This window comes from Paenibacillus sp. J45TS6 (genome assembly GCF_018403285.1).
Classification (GTDB): domain Bacteria; phylum Bacillota; class Bacilli; order Paenibacillales; family Paenibacillaceae; genus Paenibacillus.
Genome location: NZ_BOSJ01000006.1, coordinates 54,333 through 71,540, shown reverse-complemented (window position 1 = coordinate 71,540; position 17,208 = coordinate 54,333). Strand labels below are relative to the sequence as shown.

15 protein-coding genes are annotated in these 17,208 nt (G+C 41.3%); 2 read left to right on the top strand and 13 right to left on the bottom strand.

Annotated elements, in window-relative coordinates; genetic code table 11:
* Nucleotides 1-2 precede the first annotated feature (2 nt).
* From flgC to KJS58_RS10885, 10 genes are all read right to left on the bottom strand, one after another.
* Nucleotides 3-452, bottom strand: coding sequence for a flagellar basal body rod protein FlgC (flgC, locus tag KJS58_RS10930; RefSeq protein ID WP_213532548.1), 450 nt, complete (start codon nucleotides 450-452; stop codon nucleotides 3-5).
* Complete coding sequence (flgB, locus tag KJS58_RS10925; protein WP_213532722.1) at nucleotides 452-862, bottom strand: flagellar basal body rod protein FlgB; 411 nt, start codon at nucleotides 860-862, stop codon at nucleotides 452-454. Before flgB ends, flgC begins: the two co-directional genes overlap by 1 nt.
* A 497-nt stretch (nucleotides 863-1,359) precedes the next feature.
* Nucleotides 1,360-2,757, bottom strand: a complete 1,398-nt coding sequence (gene hslU / locus KJS58_RS10920; RefSeq protein WP_213532547.1) for an ATP-dependent protease ATPase subunit HslU — start codon at nucleotides 2,755-2,757, stop codon at nucleotides 1,360-1,362.
* Nucleotides 2,758-2,841: 84 nt separating this feature from the next.
* Complete coding sequence (gene hslV, locus KJS58_RS10915) at nucleotides 2,842-3,384, bottom strand: ATP-dependent protease subunit HslV (protein WP_213532546.1); 543 nt, start codon at nucleotides 3,382-3,384, stop codon at nucleotides 2,842-2,844.
* Nucleotides 3,385-3,466: 82 nt separating this feature from the next.
* Nucleotides 3,467-4,801: an FADH(2)-oxidizing methylenetetrahydrofolate--tRNA-(uracil(54)-C(5))-methyltransferase TrmFO gene (gene trmFO / locus KJS58_RS10910; protein ID WP_213532545.1), complete on the bottom strand. Its 1,335-nt coding sequence runs from the start codon at nucleotides 4,799-4,801 to the stop codon at nucleotides 3,467-3,469.
* 100 nt (nucleotides 4,802-4,901) lie between these two features.
* Entirely contained in the window at nucleotides 4,902-7,004 is a 2,103-nt protein-coding gene (gene topA / locus KJS58_RS10905) for a type I DNA topoisomerase (protein ID WP_213532544.1), read from the bottom strand.
* Between the two features lie 75 nt (nucleotides 7,005-7,079).
* Entirely contained in the window at nucleotides 7,080-8,210 is a 1,131-nt protein-coding gene (gene dprA, locus KJS58_RS10900; RefSeq protein WP_213532721.1) for a DNA-processing protein DprA, read from the bottom strand.
* Nucleotides 8,211-8,404: 194 nt separating this feature from the next.
* Nucleotides 8,405-9,334: a succinate--CoA ligase subunit alpha gene (gene sucD, locus KJS58_RS10895; RefSeq protein ID WP_191798352.1), complete on the bottom strand. Its 930-nt coding sequence runs from the start codon at nucleotides 9,332-9,334 to the stop codon at nucleotides 8,405-8,407.
* 60 nt (nucleotides 9,335-9,394) lie between these two features.
* The gene (sucC, locus tag KJS58_RS10890) at nucleotides 9,395-10,555 is read right to left on the bottom strand and encodes an ADP-forming succinate--CoA ligase subunit beta (protein WP_213532543.1); all 1,161 of its coding nucleotides are present in this window, start codon (nucleotides 10,553-10,555) and stop codon (nucleotides 9,395-9,397) included.
* A gap of 256 nt (nucleotides 10,556-10,811) precedes the next feature.
* Nucleotides 10,812-11,276 carry a MarR family winged helix-turn-helix transcriptional regulator gene (locus KJS58_RS10885; RefSeq protein WP_213532542.1) on the bottom strand — a complete coding sequence of 155 codons (465 nt, stop codon included), beginning with the start codon at nucleotides 11,274-11,276 and terminating at the stop codon, nucleotides 10,812-10,814.
* Nucleotides 11,277-11,735: 459 nt separating this feature from the next.
* On the opposite strand from KJS58_RS10885, the gene KJS58_RS10880 reads away from it, so the two are divergent.
* Nucleotides 11,736-12,380 carry a hypothetical protein gene (locus KJS58_RS10880; RefSeq protein WP_249717190.1) on the top strand — a complete coding sequence of 215 codons (645 nt, stop codon included), beginning with the start codon at nucleotides 11,736-11,738 and terminating at the stop codon, nucleotides 12,378-12,380.
* Between the two features lie 569 nt (nucleotides 12,381-12,949).
* Complete coding sequence (locus tag KJS58_RS10875) at nucleotides 12,950-14,557, top strand: YifB family Mg chelatase-like AAA ATPase (protein WP_213532541.1); 1,608 nt, start codon at nucleotides 12,950-12,952, stop codon at nucleotides 14,555-14,557.
* A 236-nt stretch (nucleotides 14,558-14,793) separates the two neighbouring features.
* On the opposite strand, the gene KJS58_RS25460 is transcribed toward KJS58_RS10875, so the two are convergent.
* From KJS58_RS25460 to KJS58_RS10860, 3 genes are all read right to left on the bottom strand, one after another.
* Nucleotides 14,794-15,393, bottom strand: coding sequence for an acetylglutamate kinase (locus tag KJS58_RS25460; protein WP_249717188.1), 600 nt, complete (start codon nucleotides 15,391-15,393; stop codon nucleotides 14,794-14,796).
* Between the two features lie 475 nt (nucleotides 15,394-15,868).
* The gene (locus KJS58_RS10865) at nucleotides 15,869-16,120 is read right to left on the bottom strand and encodes a YolD-like family protein (RefSeq protein WP_160036445.1); all 252 of its coding nucleotides are present in this window, start codon (nucleotides 16,118-16,120) and stop codon (nucleotides 15,869-15,871) included.
* 179 nt (nucleotides 16,121-16,299) lie between these two features.
* Nucleotides 16,300-17,187, bottom strand: a complete 888-nt coding sequence (locus tag KJS58_RS10860) for a hypothetical protein (protein WP_213532540.1) — start codon at nucleotides 17,185-17,187, stop codon at nucleotides 16,300-16,302.
* Nucleotides 17,188-17,208: the final 21 nt, after the last annotated feature.

Here is a 17,208-nt window from a genome sequence, read left to right as displayed (position 1 = left end):
CTCTATCTGCCGATCTCAAGTGCTTTAGACACCATTGCTTTTGAAGCATTTAGTGCAGTTACATTTGCCTCATAAGATCTTGATGCACTAATTAAATCTACCATTTCTTTCGTTATATCAACGTTAGGCATATATACGTACCCTTCGGCGTTTGCATCCGGATGTGTTGGGTTATATACCGATTTGAGCGGCGCTGTGTCTTCCTTAATAGAAGTTGCGATGACGCCTTGCTGAATGTCTTTGCCTTCCATCTGTGTCTGGAGCATATTCTTAAAGCTTGGCTTGCTAGTTTCTAGTACAACCATTTTTCGTTTATAAGGTACTGCTTCACCGTTCTCCATCTTCGCTCTTGTTGTTTCAGCATTTGCAATGTTTGAGGAAATTACATCCATCCGAAGACGCTGAGCGGTTAATGCAGAAGAACTAATGTCAAAGCTATTACTAATATTCATCAGCTGCTCCCTCCCGTTGCAATACGCATCATCTTAATTTGTTCTGTGACCTGCTGGATGTAGGCATTGTAACGAAGTTGATTCTCTGCCAAAAGGGTCATTTCCTTATCAACATCAACATTGTTTTCGTTATTATTCATTACCGTATTATGATCTGTCGAAATTCGCGCAGCAGGGATTTTACTGCTAAGACCTATAGGAATATGTTTCTCATTTGTTGTTTTCCCACTTAATGTACTTACATTCCCTTTCATTTCATCTTGCAAAAACTCTTCGAATTTGACTTCAGACCGTTTGAAATAAGGGGTGTCACTATTGGCTATATTGTTAGCAATCGCACGTTGCCTGAGGTTTGCAGCATCAATTCCCGCTTGAAGTGTTTTAAAACTACTGTCGTTCAATAAATTAATAACACTTACCTCCCTTATTAATTCCTAAAAATGACTTCTATATAAAATAAGACCTCGGTTGTCTCATTTTCGACAAATATGGCATTGATTATTTCTTTTCATAGGTCTTTAGTAGAATTACGAAGTTATTTGTCATATAACATAAGTTTCTTTCACTTGGGCATTTATTACAATAAGAAAAAAGCCCTATCTTTTATCATTAATAAGGACTTTTTGGGTATAAAGTACAAAATAACTTCATTCTAATGAAAAAAGAGTCCTATAAAGTATAGGTTTTTTCAACCTAATTTCTCATTTCTAAGATATTCAAAGTCAAGCATACAAAGGTAAAATGAAGATATTGAACCAGTCTATCATATAGTTAAACTCATTTATTGTCATTTAAACGTCTTAATTTCCTTTATTTATTTAATTTCCAACAAAGAGTTTGCATTAACACGAAAATTAATCAATAAAAAAAGCCCTCTAAAGGACTTATCCTTTAAAGAGCTTCTATTTTATAAAATGTATTGACTAAGATCACGATCTTTCGCAATCTCACCTAATTTCTCTCTTACGTATTCCGGCGTGATCACCATCTTATCGAGCGTGAGTTCGGGTGCTTCAAAAGAAAGGTCCTCCAATAGTTTTTCTAAAATGGTATGGAGCCTTCTCGCACCGATATTCTCTGTGCTTTGATTTACTGCTTCTGCAATATTGGCGATCTCACGAATCGCTTCTGGTGAAAATTCAATTTCAATATCTTCTGTTCGCAGAAGATCGGTATACTGTTTGGTCAGTGCATTTTTGGGTTCTGTCAAAATAGAAACAAAATCATCCAGTGTGAGGCTATTCAATTCCACGCGAATTGGGAAACGCCCCTGGAGCTCTGGAATGAGATCTGACGGTTTAGATACATGGAACGCACCCGCAGCGATAAACAAAATATAATCCGTCTTCACAGGGCCATATTTGGTCATTACGGTCGATCCTTCCACGATAGGGAGAATATCCCTTTGGACACCCTCACGAGAGACGTCAGGGCCTGATCCGCGTCCCTGGCTGGCTACTTTATCAATCTCATCAATAAAGATGATACCTGATTGCTCAGCGCGTCTGATCGACTCTTGGGTTACATCGTCCATATCAATCAGTTTGCTGGCTTCTTCTTGAATGAGAACTTTACGTGCCTCTTTTATACTTAGCTTGCGTTTTTTCGTGCGTTTTGGCAGGAAGTTACCAAACATCTCCTGCATATTCATACCCATCTGGTCATTTCCTTGACCAGCGAACATGTCAAACATGTTCGGGGCTGCATCTTCTACGTCAATCTCAATTACATCATTCTCAAGCTGACCGGACAGCAGTTCAAATTTCACTTTGCGTCTGCGCTCAGAAACGCTGGCTTCTTGCGCAGGATCTGCTTCCTCTGTCTGTTGATTATGATTACCAAAAATCATCTCGAACGGATTCTTCTGATTTTTAGATTTATTTGCGGAAGGAACAAGGATCTGTACAATGCGTTCATTCGCATTTTCTTCGGCTTTGTCCTTGACCTTTTCTGTTTTTTCAAGCTTGACGATCCGAATGGCTGTCTCAATTAAATCTCTAACCATAGATTCTACATCACGGCCAACATAACCCACTTCGGTAAATTTCGTTGCCTCTACTTTTACAAAGGGAGCACCCACAAGTTTAGCTAACCGTCTAGCAATTTCTGTTTTACCTACACCGGTAGGTCCGATCATAAGTATATTTTTTGGTACAATTTCATCTTGAGCATGCTCAGGAAGTCTACTTCGGCGGTATCTATTTCGCAGGGCTACAGCAACCGATTTCTTGGCTTGCTTTTGTCCCACAATATATTTGTCTAGTTCACTTACGATTTGTCTAGGGGTTAACGCTTCGTTTAACATCTTCTTCCCTCCCGGTAAATTTATCTTTTATTAAAATAGCTTGAATCAATTTCATAACTCATTAATATATGAAATTAATTCAGTTTACAGTTCTTCCACAATAATATTACTGTTTGTATAGACACAGATCTCGGAAGCCACAAGAAGTGCTTCACGAGCCATATCCTTGGCTTCCAGGTGTGTTGCATTTCGTTTCATAGCTCTTGCGGCAGACAAAGCATAGTTCCCGCCTGAACCAATCGCAAGCAGATCATCATCAGGTTCAATAATTTCTCCACCGCCTGAAATCAGCAGCATACCGGTTTTATCCATTACAATCATCAGCGCTTCTAACTTGCGAAGCACACGATCCTGGCGCCAATCTTTAGCAAGTTCCACTGCTGCACGCTGAAGATTCCCATGATGTTCCTCAAGCTTACCTTCAAATTTCTCAAATAGTGTAATTGCATCAGCAACGGAGCCTGCAAAACCAGCCACAACTTGTCCTCGGTATAACCTGCGAACTTTCTTCGCTGTATTTTTCATTACTACCGATTCTCCCATTGTTACTTGCCCATCACCCGCAATCGCTGCTTTGCCGTTATGACGTACAGCACATATCGTCGTTGCATGAAATGTCGTTTGCATCATGAAACCTCCTCTTCCATTCGTTTAAAAAAAGCCCGGCATGTCAGAAAAAGACTTGCCGGGCTTTCGTGCTAGCCTATCCTTACTTCCCCGTGGATAGTCCTTTTTCTTCTTTAAAATGTTGAATGCTTTCTAAAGCACGATTCGCAAGTGCTTCATTCTTCTCTTTCTTGTTGCGTATCTTACGTTCAAGACTCGGAAGCAATCCAAAGTTTGCATTCATCGGTTGGAAATGTTTGAAATCGGCAGTGGTAATATAGTGCGCCATACTTCCTAGTGTACTCTCTTTTGGAAGCACAAACAAATCTTGACCTAGTGCAAGATTCGCAGCATTCATACCAGCGATCAGCCCGGAAGCCGCAGACTCTACATAACCTTCAACCCCTGTCATTTGTCCAGCAAAGAACAGATTAGGGCGAGATTTGAATTGATACGTTGGTTCAAGCAATTTTGGAGAATTAATGAATGTATTACGATGCATCACACCATAACGGACAAATTCGGCATTCTCAAGACCAGGAATCATCTGGAATACTCGTTTTTGTTCTCCCCATTTCAGATGTGTCTGGAATCCTACTAGATTATATAAAGTCCCCGCTGCATTATCCTGACGCAATTGAACGACCGCATAAGGAAGTTCACCTGTGTGAGGATTCACGAGACCTACGGGTTTCATAGGACCAAACAATGCCGTTTGTTTACCACGCTTCATCATCACTTCAATCGGCATACAGCCTTCAAAGTAGATTTCTTTTTCGAATTCTTTAAGTTCAGCAACTTCTGCTGAAATGAGCGCGTCATAAAAGCGATTGAATTCTTCTTCATTCATTGGACAATTGAGATAAGCAGCTTCACCTTTATCATATCTTGAAGCCAAATATACTTTGCTCATATCAATAGAGTCTTTTTCTACGATCGGTGCAGCAGCATCGTAGAAGTAAAAATACTCCTCGCCCATAAGCTCTTTAATCTGTGCAGATAGAGCCGGAGAAGTTAATGGTCCTGTCGCAATAACGACGATTCCTTCTGTAGGAATTTCCTGAATCTCCTCATTTACCACTTCTACTAGAGGATGTTCATGAAGCATACGTGTAATTTCACCGGAGAAACCATCTCGATCCACAGCCAGTGCACCGCCCGCAGGTACCGCATTACGGTCAGCGGAACCGATTACGAGCGAATCCATCATTCTCATTTCTTCTTTTAATACACCTACCGCGTTCGTAAGTCCATTAGCCCGCAGCGAATTACTGCATACAAGTTCAGCAAATTGATTCGTATGGTGTGCCGGCGTTTTAACAACAGGGCGCATCTCATACAGCTTAACAGGCACGCCTCTTTGGGCGATTTGCCATGCTGCTTCACTTCCTGCGAGACCTGCTCCAATAACGGTTACTTGTTGTACTCTATCACTCATTATATATATTTCCTCCCTGCTGCTGTCAGCAACTCTTCATTATTTCGACATGCTGACAGCAGTCCGGTCTATCCGGTTTCACTATATCATTGTTAGTATTTTATATTTCAACAGACTCATCATCTGGTTCTTCCATGATTTCAGTATGATCGCATACCGTACATTTCAGCTTCGTTCCTTGCTTATTCCGTTTCTCTACCATGAGAGATGAACAGCTCGGACAAGGTTTGACGGACGGCTTATCCCAAGACACGAAATCACATTCTGGATAACGGTCACATCCAAAGAATATACGACCTTTCTTACTTCTGCGCTCAACGACATGTCCTTCCTTACAGGTTGGACAAACAATGCCGGTGTCTTTAATGATTGGCTTCGTATTACGACAGTCAGGAAAACCGGAGCAAGCTAAGAATTTCCCGAAACGACCAAGTTTATATACAAGCGGCTTCCCGCATTTTTCGCAAATTTCATCGGAAACCTCATCTTCGATCTCGATTTCCTTCATTTCTTCTTCCGCCACTTCAAGACGTTTCTCAAAGGAACCATAAAACTGTGCGAGTACTTTCACCCAATCCTCTGACCCTTCTTCCACGTGGTCAAGATCCTCTTCCATATGTGCGGTAAACTCCACATCCAGAATTTCGGGGAAGAACTGTTCCATTTGCTCTATTATCAGTTCACCAAGTTCTGTAGGCATGAATTTCTTCTCTTCAATGGCTACATAACCCCGTTTTTGAATCGTTTCAAGTGTAGGTGCATACGTACTTGGACGTCCTATCCCAAGTTCTTCAAGCGTTTTAACCAGACGAGCCTCTGTATATCGCGGTGGAGGCTGAGTAAAATGCTGTTTTGGTTCAATCTCCTGTTTAACTAATGCATCCCCCGATTGAAGCGGAGGCAAAAGCTTATCTTCTTCCGTGGTACCATCATCATTTCCTTCTACATACACTTTCATGAATCCAGGGAAACGAACTTTTGATCCTGTAGCACGGAACGTTGCATCCCCTGCAGTAATATCAACAGATAAAGTATCAAGAATAGCAGAAGACATTTGACTCGCTACGAAACGTTCCCAAATGAGTTTATACAAACGAAATTGATCTCTGCTTGTATATGCTTTCACGGAATCTGGATCTCTTAGTACCGAGGTAGGGCGAATCGCTTCGTGCGCCTCTTGAGCATTTGCTGCTTTTTTGGAATACTGACGGAACGTTTCCGGTACGAAAGTTTCTCCATATTTTTGAGTAATGAACTCTTTCGCTTCTTCCTGAGCCGATGTCGCAATACGAGTGGAGTCGGTACGCATATAGGTGATTAAACCTACGGTTCCTTCTTTACCAAGATCTACACCCTCATATAACTGCTGTGCGACTGACATCGTCTTGGCAGCACGGAAGTTAAGTTTACGAGCCGCTTCCTGCTGTAACGAACTTGTTGTAAAAGGAGCCGACGGATTACGTGTCCGTTCCTTCTCTTTTACTTCTTTTACCGTGAAATCTTCATTCTCAATTTGCCCCAGTATCGAATTCACTTGTTCTTCGTTTGTCAGTTCCGTTTTGGTTCCGTTCCACTTATGAAACTTCGCTTCCATCGGGCTGCCGTCTGCACTTAGTTTTGCAGTAATGCTCCAGTATTCTTCCGGAATGAAATCATCGATTTCGTTCTCACGGTCAAGAATAATCTTAACTGCAACGGATTGTACACGCCCAGCAGATAATCCTTTTTTCACTTTTTTCCAGAGTATAGGACTGATCTTATAACCTACCAGTCGATCTAGAATCCGTCTTGCTTGTTGTGCATTCACGAGGTCCATATTTATTTTACGCGGTGTTTTAAAAGCATCTTTTACCGCTTGTTTCGTAATTTCATTAAAAACAACCCGGCAGCTTTCTGTCTGATCCAGATCAAGTGCATGAGCCAAATGCCAGGCAATCGCTTCCCCCTCACGATCGGGGTCAGCCGCCAGATAAACTTTTTTCACTTTTTTCGAAGCATCCTTTAGTTCTTTCAGTACAGAACCTTTTCCGCGGATGGTAATATATTTAGGGTTAAAATCATTTTCCACTTCTACGCCAATCTGACTTTTTGGCAAATCGCGGATATGCCCCATCGAAGCCTTAACGATATACTTACTTCCGAGATACTTCCCTATCGTTTTGGCTTTCGAAGGAGACTCCACGATGACGAGTGAATCCGCCATAGGTTCATCCTCCTCTCAAAATATAGCCTGCATGCCCCTATGACGAAATCACACATCAAATCACGCCAAAGGGATCTATATTAACTTATATATAGCTCCAGGTAATTGTATAATCTGCTTTTTTATGATTAAAGATAACAGAACTGAATGCAAATGTCCAAAATCAAGATGAAGCCTGTCTACAAAATCATCTAATGTCATAGGGCCTGCTTCTAGTAAATCAACTACTTTTCTTTCTTCTTCCGTAAGTTCTGGGATCAGCTCCTGCTGTGATGCAGATAAAAGCGCTTCAGGATGAACTCCGGTTTGTTCTGGCTTGTCTTCTCTAGCGAAATTCATTACATGTTTATATTCATCTGTAATATCTTCTACTTTAGTTACTAACGCAGCCCCTTGTTTAATTAAATTAAGCGTGCCATGACTTTTAGGAGATGTAATGGGCCCAGGAATTGCAAATACATCGCGACCTGCTTCTAGTGCAGCGTCAGCCGTAATTAATGATCCGCTGCGTAAATCAGCTTCCACCACAAGTGTACCTAAACTCAGTCCCGCAATAATCCTGTTTCTCTCAGGAAAAAGACCAGGTCTTGGTTTTTGGTGTATTGGATACTCAGATACTAACAATCCACTAGAAGCAATCCGGCTCGCTAAAGCATGGTTTTCGGCGGGATAAATATGTGACAGCCCTGCACCAAGGACAGCAATCGTTAAACCATCTGCGCGAATAGCAGCTTCGTGACATACACTATCTATTCCGCGTGCAAGACCGCTTACAATCGTATATCCTGCCTTGCATAGCTGTGAAGCGAACACCTCACCTACTTTTTTTCCGTAACCTGTAGGAACTCGGGTTCCAACCATCGCTATAGACGGCTTATGAAGCAAACTAGCATTCCCTTTTATGTATAGAACCCAAGGCGGGTCCGCCGTTTCCTTCAATAATATAGGATACTCTTTATCGTAATAGGTTACAATTTCGATACGTTCCTTATGAAGCAGTTCAAGTTTCTCATAAATAAATGATTCATGGAAGCATTCTTTCATCACAGCAGCTTTTGCTGCCGAGAGTCCTGACTGAATCCAGTCCTGAGTTTCGTATTTTAGCATGTCCGATAATAAATTTCCACTCGTCATCCATCTTCTAATGGTTTTACGACCGATCCCATCCATCTCTTGAAGTCCAAATAAAATATGTCTATCTTCCATACTCTCCACCCTTTCTTTGACTAACGAAAAGAAACCTGTAATAAAATACAAAAAGCAACCCTTCTGTCGATATATTCGACAAAAAGGTTGCTTACCTTTTAGGATGAAATCAGATTCGGGTTTGCCCCTATTATATAGAAGAAAAAAATTTTAACAAGTCTTCCTAACGAGGCTTGTTAGATTGCTGCATGATATTAATGAGTCGTACAAAGATTAAGAATTCCGCGATCTTCCAGTACACTTACGAGCGTAGAGCCCATTTCAGATGGAGTTGGAGATACGCGAATGCCGCAAGATTCGAGTTTTGCAATCTTCTCTTTCGCTGTACCTTTACCACCGGAGATAATAGCGCCCGCATGTCCCATCCGTTTTCCTGGAGGTGCTGTAACCCCGCCGATGAAACCGACGACAGGTTTTGTCATATTATCACGAATCCATTCTGCTGCTTCTTCCTCAGCAGTACCCCCAATTTCACCAATCATAATAACTGCATGTGTATCAGGGTCATCATTAAAGCGAGATAAAATATCAATGAATTCGGAACCTTTAACAGGGTCTCCACCAATTCCTACGGCAGATGATTGACCGATACCACGTGTTGTAAGCTGATGAACCGCTTCGTACGTCAGCGTACCGCTGCGGGATACAACTCCTACATGACCTGGCATATGAATGTAGCCCGGCATAATACCGATCTTACATTCGCCTGGAGTAATAACGCCTGGGCAGTTCGGACCGATCAGAACCGTATCTTTGCCTTCCATATAACGTTTTACTTTGATCATGTCGAGTACCGGGATTCCTTCGGTAATACAGATCACAAGATCAAGTTCAGCATCTACAGCTTCCATAATAGAATCTGCAGCAAAAGCAGGCGGTACATAAATAACACTTGCTGTTGCGCCTGTTGCTTCTTTGGCTTCATTTACGGTGTTGTACACGGGAAGCTTAACTACACTGCCATTTTCGAGTTCAATGTCGACAGTCGTGCCGCCTTTACCCGGGGTCACTCCGCCTACCATTTGCGTGCCATAGTCCAGCGCACCTTTCGCATGAAACTTCGCAGTCGCACCCGTGATACCTTGTGTAATCACTTTTGTATCTTTATTTACCAAAATACTCACGATCGTTCACATCCCCTACGGTTATTTTCAAGTGTTCGGGTATCCCCGAAAAGGAATGAATTATTTCACGAGGGCAACGATTTTTTGTGCACCGTCTGCCATCGAATCCGCTGCTACGATGTTAAGGCCGGATTCTGACAAAATCTTTTTGCCAAGATCAACATTCGTACCTTCTAATCTTACAACGAGCGGTTTCGTAAGACCGAGCTGTTTAGCAGCTTCCACTACCCCGTCCGCAATTACGTCACAACGCATAATACCGCCGAAGATATTAACAAAAATACCTTCTACTTTTGCATCAGACAAAATGATTTTAAAAGCTTCTGTTACTTTTTCGGTTGTAGCACCGCCCCCTACATCAAGGAAGTTAGCGGGGTCTCCACCGTAATATTTAATAATGTCCATCGTTGCCATAGCAAGGCCTGCTCCGTTAACCATACAGCCGATGTTCCCATCAAGTGCTATGTAGCTCAGATCAAACTTGGAAGCTTCGATTTCTTTCTCATCTTCTTCATCAAGATCTCGAAGTGCCTGAATATCTTTATGACGATAAAGAGCATTGGAATCAAAGTTCAGCTTCGCATCCAGTGCCATCACATTACCATCACCTGTTACTACAAGCGGGTTGATCTCTGCAATAGAACAATCTTTCTCCACAAAAGCTTCGTACAGTGCAAGCATAAATTTCGTTGCTTTGTTTACGAGCTCATTAGGAATGTTAATTGCATACGCTAGTCTCCGGGCTTGGAATACCTGAAGTCCAACAGCCGGATCAACAATTTCTTTAAAAATCTTCTCTGGTGTAGCTTCTGCTACTTCTTCGATCTCAGTACCGCCTTCTTCGGAAGCCATCAAAACTACTCGTCCTGTTGCACGATCCACGACAACTCCCACATAATACTCTTTACGAATATCGCAACCTTCTTCAATAAGAAGTCTTTTCACTTCTTTGCCTTCTGGTCCTGTTTGGTGCGTTACAAGCACTTTCCCAAGAATTTCAGAGGCATATTCACGTACTTCATCCATAGTTTTGGCTACTTTTACGCCGCCTGCTTTACCACGTCCACCTGCGTGGATTTGTGCTTTCACTACAGTCACCGGGCTTCCCAGCGACGCAGCGGCTTCAACCGCTTCTTCAACTGTGTAAGCTACTTTTCCGTTAGGAACGGCAACGCCGTACTGTTTAAGTACTTCTTTTCCTTGATATTCATGGATATTCATTCTCGAATCCTCCTATCAACATGACTGCAACAAGGCGGGCTAGTTAGTCATATGTCCTTATAAACCCACATCATTGTAACACGTTTTTAAAACGCTTACCTTAAAAATTGATATCAAACTGAGTGTATTTTGATATCGATATCATTCCAAATAAAGAATGTTTGGGTAAAAATGGAAAAACCTTCTATACTCAAATCTTATGAGTAGTAGAAGGTTCTTCCGTTTCTAGACTAGTCAAAGCTCATTAATTATAGTCCTAGTTCTTCTTTTGTTTGTCTTCGACATTATTTTCGTGAACCTGTGTTAATAGACCTGTGAATTGATTTAATAAAGATGTAAACTGATCATCATCAAGACAAGCTTGATTCCGCATCGCATTCGGGATATGAACCGCTTCGTCCTGTAGCATCTTCCCTTTTTCAGTCAAGGAAACAAGTACCTTTCTTTCATCATGGACAGAACGTTCTCTGTTGATCAGTCCTGCGGTCTGCATACGTTTAAGCAGCGGAGTAAGGGTACCGGAGTCCAAATAAAGGGCTTCTCCAATCTCCTTCACTGTACATTCCTCTCGCTCCCATAACACCATAAGCACCAAATACTGGGAATAGGTGACCCCAATTTTGTCTAGGTGCGGCTGGTAAAGCTTTGTTATCTCTCTTGAACAAGCATATATAGCAAAACAAAGCTGGTTCTCCAGCTTTAACTCTTCATGAATTTTCATTAATCATTTCACCTGCTCCCTGGCATTCAAATCATGTTGGATTCTGATGCAAAATACATATACAACCCAATCTTTGTATCTTATTTTATCATAGCAAATCTAAAATACCATATTTAATTTCCAATCATTTAGTCGCACCCTTAGTTTATTACGGAAAATTATATTGCAGGAAACCTATATGTAACACAAAGTACCTTCTCTCACCCTTCCAATTGCAGCAGGGCATGAAATACCAAATGTAGAAATTAGTAAAATAGAATAAATCTTGCCCTAGATTACTTCAAACAACACATGCAGAAAAACAATATCATCAGTAGTGCTTTTGGGAATTACATATAAAGATCAGTTATTACAGCTGCATTCAGCATAAGGTTTATGTATTTTACATGGGTTATCTTTTTAATGAAAATAAATAAGGCGAATATCTAAAGAAGGGCGGATTAGAAAATTAGAACAATAATGAAAAGTTGGTCACCAAAAAAGGTTGTCCTTATCTTTTTTATGGTGACAACGATTTCGATATATGGATTACATCTTCTAGCAGAAAATGTTGAATACCCCGTTGTAGATGTAGATATCAAAGCTGATTTTCTAAGCGAGGCATATTTTTCCGAACTCTCTGTCCAGTATACTCAAATTCGCTCAGGGTATCGCAGATGGTACATATTCGATCATTCCAAAGCGTTTGCGGCACACGCGATTCTCACTCGCATGATGTATGATTTAGAGAAACATCCTGAGTTACTAATTGGACATATGCATTTTGATTTGTTTTTTGAGACGTTTGATCGGCATGTCAGAAAGCTCCCTTATATCACTGAGGAGGTCCATTATTTTCGGAATATACTAAATGGGTATGGAGAGGCACCTGAGCGATTAGATGAGATGAGTGAACTTGCTGCATGCGGCAAGTGGCGGCTATTTAGCGCCAGATATCATAGGTATGAAGCAACTGAACTTGATGCTGCCTATCATGTAAAGTTTATATCGGCAGATGGTCGCTTTGAAGCTGTCTACCATACGGAGAATGGACTGATCGTAACCGATCCCGCAAACATGGGCACTTATAATTATGCACCTGGGAGCATCCTTCCTTGGAAGTAATACCAGCACCACCAGTATGATAAAGTCCCTTGGATAAAATGGGGTAACACTGATCAGATTTCATACGAGGAAATTACGCAGTTGCCAACGAGACATGGCTCTATGGAGCAAAAGAATAGCACAGCAGAGCTCAAACAGTTGATCAAAGACAAAATGTCAGTATCACCTACGACATGTGAATATTAGTTGGCGACTACGATCCATCGAGATGATTATTCGAATAAATTTAAAAAATCAAAATGCGTGTCTGAAACATTCTTTTAACATTCGAGTAGATTCTTTTATAATTGAGATTGACATAGAAAAGTATCATTGTTTACAATGAACTTGCTAGTAAATGATTCCATCTGAATATATTAAACTCCTAATGTCATTTAAGTGGAACCCTAAATTTATTTTTGAAGTTAAGTTATTTATCATAGAAATACAGACTAAAAGTTCACACATACGTTCTATTGCAAACAATTGAAATATTCATATTCATTTTGAAAATAAGGAAGCACCTTTTTTCATGTTTAAATACCCACTTATCTGAAGTGGGATAAACTGAAAACGAGGTGTTTTTTCATATGTACGGAAAATTATTTGGAGCTTGCTTATACGGGATCGACGGGGTACTCATTGAAGTGGAAACGGATTTGTCTAACGGATTACCTCAAACTTCGATTATCGGACTTCCTGACTCTGCTATACGTGAAGCAGTAGAACGTGTCCGAGCTGCGATCAAAAACTGTGGTTTTCAGTATCCCTTGCAGCGGATTACCATTAACCTCGCACCTGCCGACCTCCGTAAAGAAGGGTCTTCTTTTGACCTCGCCATTGCTCTGGCCGTATTAACAACTAGTGAGCAGCTTATCCTTCCTGCAAATAAGAAGACTTTATTTTTAGGCGAATTAGCACTCGATGGAAGTCTTAGACCTGTACCCGGTATCCTCAGTATGGTAGACCTTGCTCGCCGGCAAGGCTTTGATTCTGTTGTTGTTCCCATAGAGAATGTAACCGAAGGTTCTGTTATCCAAGGAATTGAAGTCTATGGTCTTCGTCATTTAAAAGATTTGGTCCCCTCAGTATCGGGAGACGCGGATTCATCTGTAACCAAGGGAAAAATACAGCAAGGAAGAATACAGCTCAAAGACTACACTCATCTTTCTACGGATACATATTCATCACGTAAAGAATCTTCTGAAGAAGGTTCTTATCTTATGGAAGACTATATTGACGTTCTAGGACAGCAGCATGTGAAAAGAGCACTCACGATTGCTGCTGCCGGAATGCATAATATCATGCTTGTTGGTCCACCGGGCACGGGAAAAACGATGCTCATTAAACGTCTGCCGACCATACTTCCTCCCCTTACCGATCAAGAAGCACTTGAAGTCACCAAAATTCTAAGCGCTTCTGGCAAATTAAAAGATGGACTGAGTAGACTTGCAACGGTTCGGCCGTTCCGTTCCCCACATCATACGATTTCAGCCGCCGGTCTGATCGGAGGAGGGACGATACCAAAACCAGGAGAAGTCAGTCTTGCTCACCGAGGAATTTTGTTCCTGGATGAACTTCCTGAGTTTAACCGCCAAGTTCTTGAAGTACTGAGACAACCGCTAGAAGATCGTCAAGTAACACTTAGCCGGGCCCGGGCAGCTTTTACATTCCCTGCTCATTTTATGCTTGCTGCCTCCATGAATCCTTGTCCGTGCGGATATGCTGGAAATGATCCTAAGCAGCAGCGATGTACTTGTACGCCTCATAAAATAGCCGCCTATCGTGCCAAAATATCTGGCCCGCTGCTGGACCGGATTGATTTACAAGTCGAAGTCCCCCGGCCGAAGGAAGTACTAGAAGTGAAGATTACTTCCTCTTCAGCTGAGCTCCAAGCACAAGTGCTCGCTGCACAGAAAATTCAGGAGCATCGGTATAAGGGACTGCCGATCTCTTGGAATAGTGAACTGTCGGGTAGTTTGCTTCGGCGGACCGCTGTTCTTGATAAGCCTGCCGAGGAGATGCTACATCAGACCATTGATGCACTCGGGCTCAGCATGAGATCTTATGATCGGATTCTTAAGATGGCTCGTACGATTGCAGATCTAGCAGAAGAAGAGCAAATTACAACACTCCATGTGGCAGAAGCCATTCAGTATCGGAATTTAGATGTAAGATCTGTGGCGATGCAGGAGTAAGTATGAAATCCCCTATAGTTCTATTTATTAAGATAAATCATGTTATAACAATTCATCTTAAACAATTCCTGTTTTTGAGTATTACCCTCTGCTTCACTCTTCCTAGTGTTCGGGCGTATTTCATATATTAACCCATCTAGTTAGAAATAGGATATCAGTAACAATGTCCTTCTGCCTGGTTTCTCACTTCCCCACAAAAAAAGGATAAGTTCCATAAGAACTTATCCTTTTCGATATTAACTTAGGAAGTTTGACGGGAACTGTTGAACGATCCCACTCGTCATCATATCTGCCATTCCTAGCGCTTGTGTCTCGATCTGATCATTTAGCGCAACGTTCTTCACGTAGTCTTTCGCTATACGGGTGGAAACCTCATCACTGAGAAGGCGAAGATGCTCATACATCATGTGCTGCCATTCCACTTTAGACCAATAAGGATTTATTCTGCCAAGAAAATCGGCAATGGAGTCTGCATTTGCATACCATCTCCTCTGGGCGTCAGCCGCTGCCTCGGAGTTACCCGACTTCAAATCACCAACTAACTCAGCTGCAATTGTGAGATGCTCTCTAAGCAATCTTGCAAACTCATTAGCAATAGCTGTACCGTATACGGTGGCCAATACTTCCGCAAAATCATCAGGATTTCGCAGCAGTCTTTCCGTTGTTGCATTCACATCAGGCAGGCCGTCTACAATACTGTTCACAGTTAATCTTGTCCAATACACATGTTGCTCCCATAGTGCTCTCAGCTTCCTGTTTAACTCTACGCTTGATGATGTCCACGTGGGATAACTTCGAGCAACAGGATAGTAATAAATCGGATAACGGCTATACACACTGGCCAGCTCCTTTTTAACAGTATATGGGCAAATGGCTTATATGTGATTAACTCTCCAACGAAATTGTTACTCAAATAGCTCTTTAATTTTAAAATCAGTCATGGGCAGCAGCAATCCGATTTTTTCGATGCACCTATCTTGAAAGCCTTTACCATCTAGCAATTACTGCTTTAACTATTTACCAGTATGGCTTTTTCAACTCCAGCATTCCTTCTATAACTTCGATATCCTGCTGTGTGATGAAGCACTCCTGTCAAAAATGGCATGCAAAAGCCCGCAAATTTTTCTGCGGGCATATTATTATTCAACATGAAGTTACGGCATCTGCCGCCAGTCTTCAAGTAACAGGGACAATCAACTCAGTATCTGAATTTAGATAGGTTGGTTAGTAGAGTATAATATTCGATTGTCTCATCAACTTGTTCCAGCAGGCTTGTCCTACAGTTCTGAATGGTGCCATAATAGACTATCTTTAATCTCTAGGGTAATCCATTCTCATAATATCCATGAAGGGGACTTTATACAGCCCTTCTTCAGACTGAATATGTACCTTGCCTGTACGTGAATCCATCGTTACGATCTGCCCTCGTACTTTTTCTTCCCATGCCCATACCGTCACTTCAATTGTGGATTCTTCTTGATAGGCTTCTGACAACTGGTTCCCTAATTCTTCTAATACAAATTCATCTCTTGTTGGCCGCTTTGGTACTTTCGATTTTGCCATGATGATGTCCTCCTATCAATTCATGCTATATTTTGAGTTATTATTTAATTCAGTTATTTTGCAAAATGCTCATTTAAGATATTGTCTTTGAAAGGTTCATTATATCGTATATCCGATCTGCAGGATAACTTTTTAATCAAATCCCCACAGTTTCATCATATCCTTGTACGTTCTAAAGCCTATTTCCATCTTCGTTGAAATTTACTTAGATCATTCAAAGCTTCTTCCATATCATACTTTCTCAATAAATCGCCGATTTCCACATACTCTATAACTCCAAATCTTGCTTTGTAAAAAGCGAGTTTTTGTATTTTATAAGGCTCCCCTTCTAATCGATTCAGTAAATAATAAGTCACTAGTTCTGCAGCTTCTTTCCAGTTATATCCGTGTTTTTTAGTCGTTTTGATATCATACAGCGTATCTCCAATCATAAAATCAGCCGAAGCTCCGCCCACTCGTCTTCGCTTCTCATCAAAGGAAGGAAAATACTTAATTTCTGTCCTTTGCTCATAAGGAAAACGTTCTTCAAAGATCTGCCATAGAAGCTTTAGGTCGCTCTCTACATCAGGCATAGGAGGATGGATAAACTGCTGAACAAATTCAGTTGGACTGGTAAAAGTCGCATGTACACCAAGCCGGTAGATCGTATCGAGCTTACTGCACATAAAGGCTCCGTGGATGAATTCTCCTTCCGAAACCGCTTCTCCTCTTATAAATGAATCCCAAACCCCAGTGAAACTCTCAAAAAGATGAGTCAGTTCATCGATCGCAGGTACATCGGAAAAGAATTCATGAATCACTTCGTACCCTTTTCTTGCAAGCGGATTGAGGGCTTTATCAGGAGAATCTTGATTTTTCCTAGCTAAAATAGCACTGATCATATATTGAAAAGACACCCGAACGAGTCCAGATACATAGCTCGTAAAATTAGAATCTGCGAGTATCGATTTTTTCTTAAAGGGAGGAACTTCCGTAGAATAAGATTTAAAATCTGCTGCTTTCGGTGTAACTTTACGGATGATTTCTTGAAAGTCCTTATTTGTATGAATAAGCGAAGTTAAGCTCAAAGTATGCCACCTCGTATCAGA

What these genes read in the sequence shown, in the direction of transcription:
- KJS58_RS10885 (WP_213532542.1), bottom strand. Translation starts at nt 11,276, where the DNA reads ATGAAAATTCATGAAGAGTTAAAGCTGGAGAACCAGCTTTGTTTTGCT.
- dprA (WP_213532721.1), bottom strand. Translation starts at nt 8,210, where the DNA reads ATGGAAGATAGACATATTTTATTTGGACTTCAAGAGATGGATGGGATC.
- hslV (WP_213532546.1), bottom strand. Translation starts at nt 3,384, where the DNA reads ATGCAAACGACATTTCATGCAACGACGATATGTGCTGTACGTCATAAC.
- KJS58_RS10865 (WP_160036445.1), bottom strand. Translation starts at nt 16,120, where the DNA reads ATGGCAAAATCGAAAGTACCAAAGCGGCCAACAAGAGATGAATTTGTA.
- sucC (WP_213532543.1), bottom strand. Translation starts at nt 10,555, where the DNA reads ATGAATATCCATGAATATCAAGGAAAAGAAGTACTTAAACAGTACGGC.
- hslU (WP_213532547.1), bottom strand. Translation starts at nt 2,757, where the DNA reads ATGTTAAACGAAGCGTTAACCCCTAGACAAATCGTAAGTGAACTAGAC.
- trmFO (WP_213532545.1), bottom strand. Translation starts at nt 4,801, where the DNA reads ATGAGTGATAGAGTACAACAAGTAACCGTTATTGGAGCAGGTCTCGCA.
- topA (WP_213532544.1), bottom strand. Translation starts at nt 7,004, where the DNA reads ATGGCGGATTCACTCGTCATCGTGGAGTCTCCTTCGAAAGCCAAAACG.
- KJS58_RS10875 (WP_213532541.1), top strand. Translation starts at nt 12,950, where the DNA reads ATGTACGGAAAATTATTTGGAGCTTGCTTATACGGGATCGACGGGGTA.
- flgC (WP_213532548.1), bottom strand. Translation starts at nt 452, where the DNA reads ATGAATATTAGTAATAGCTTTGACATTAGTTCTTCTGCATTAACCGCT.
- KJS58_RS10880 (WP_249717190.1), top strand. Translation starts at nt 11,736, where the DNA reads ATGAAAAGTTGGTCACCAAAAAAGGTTGTCCTTATCTTTTTTATGGTG.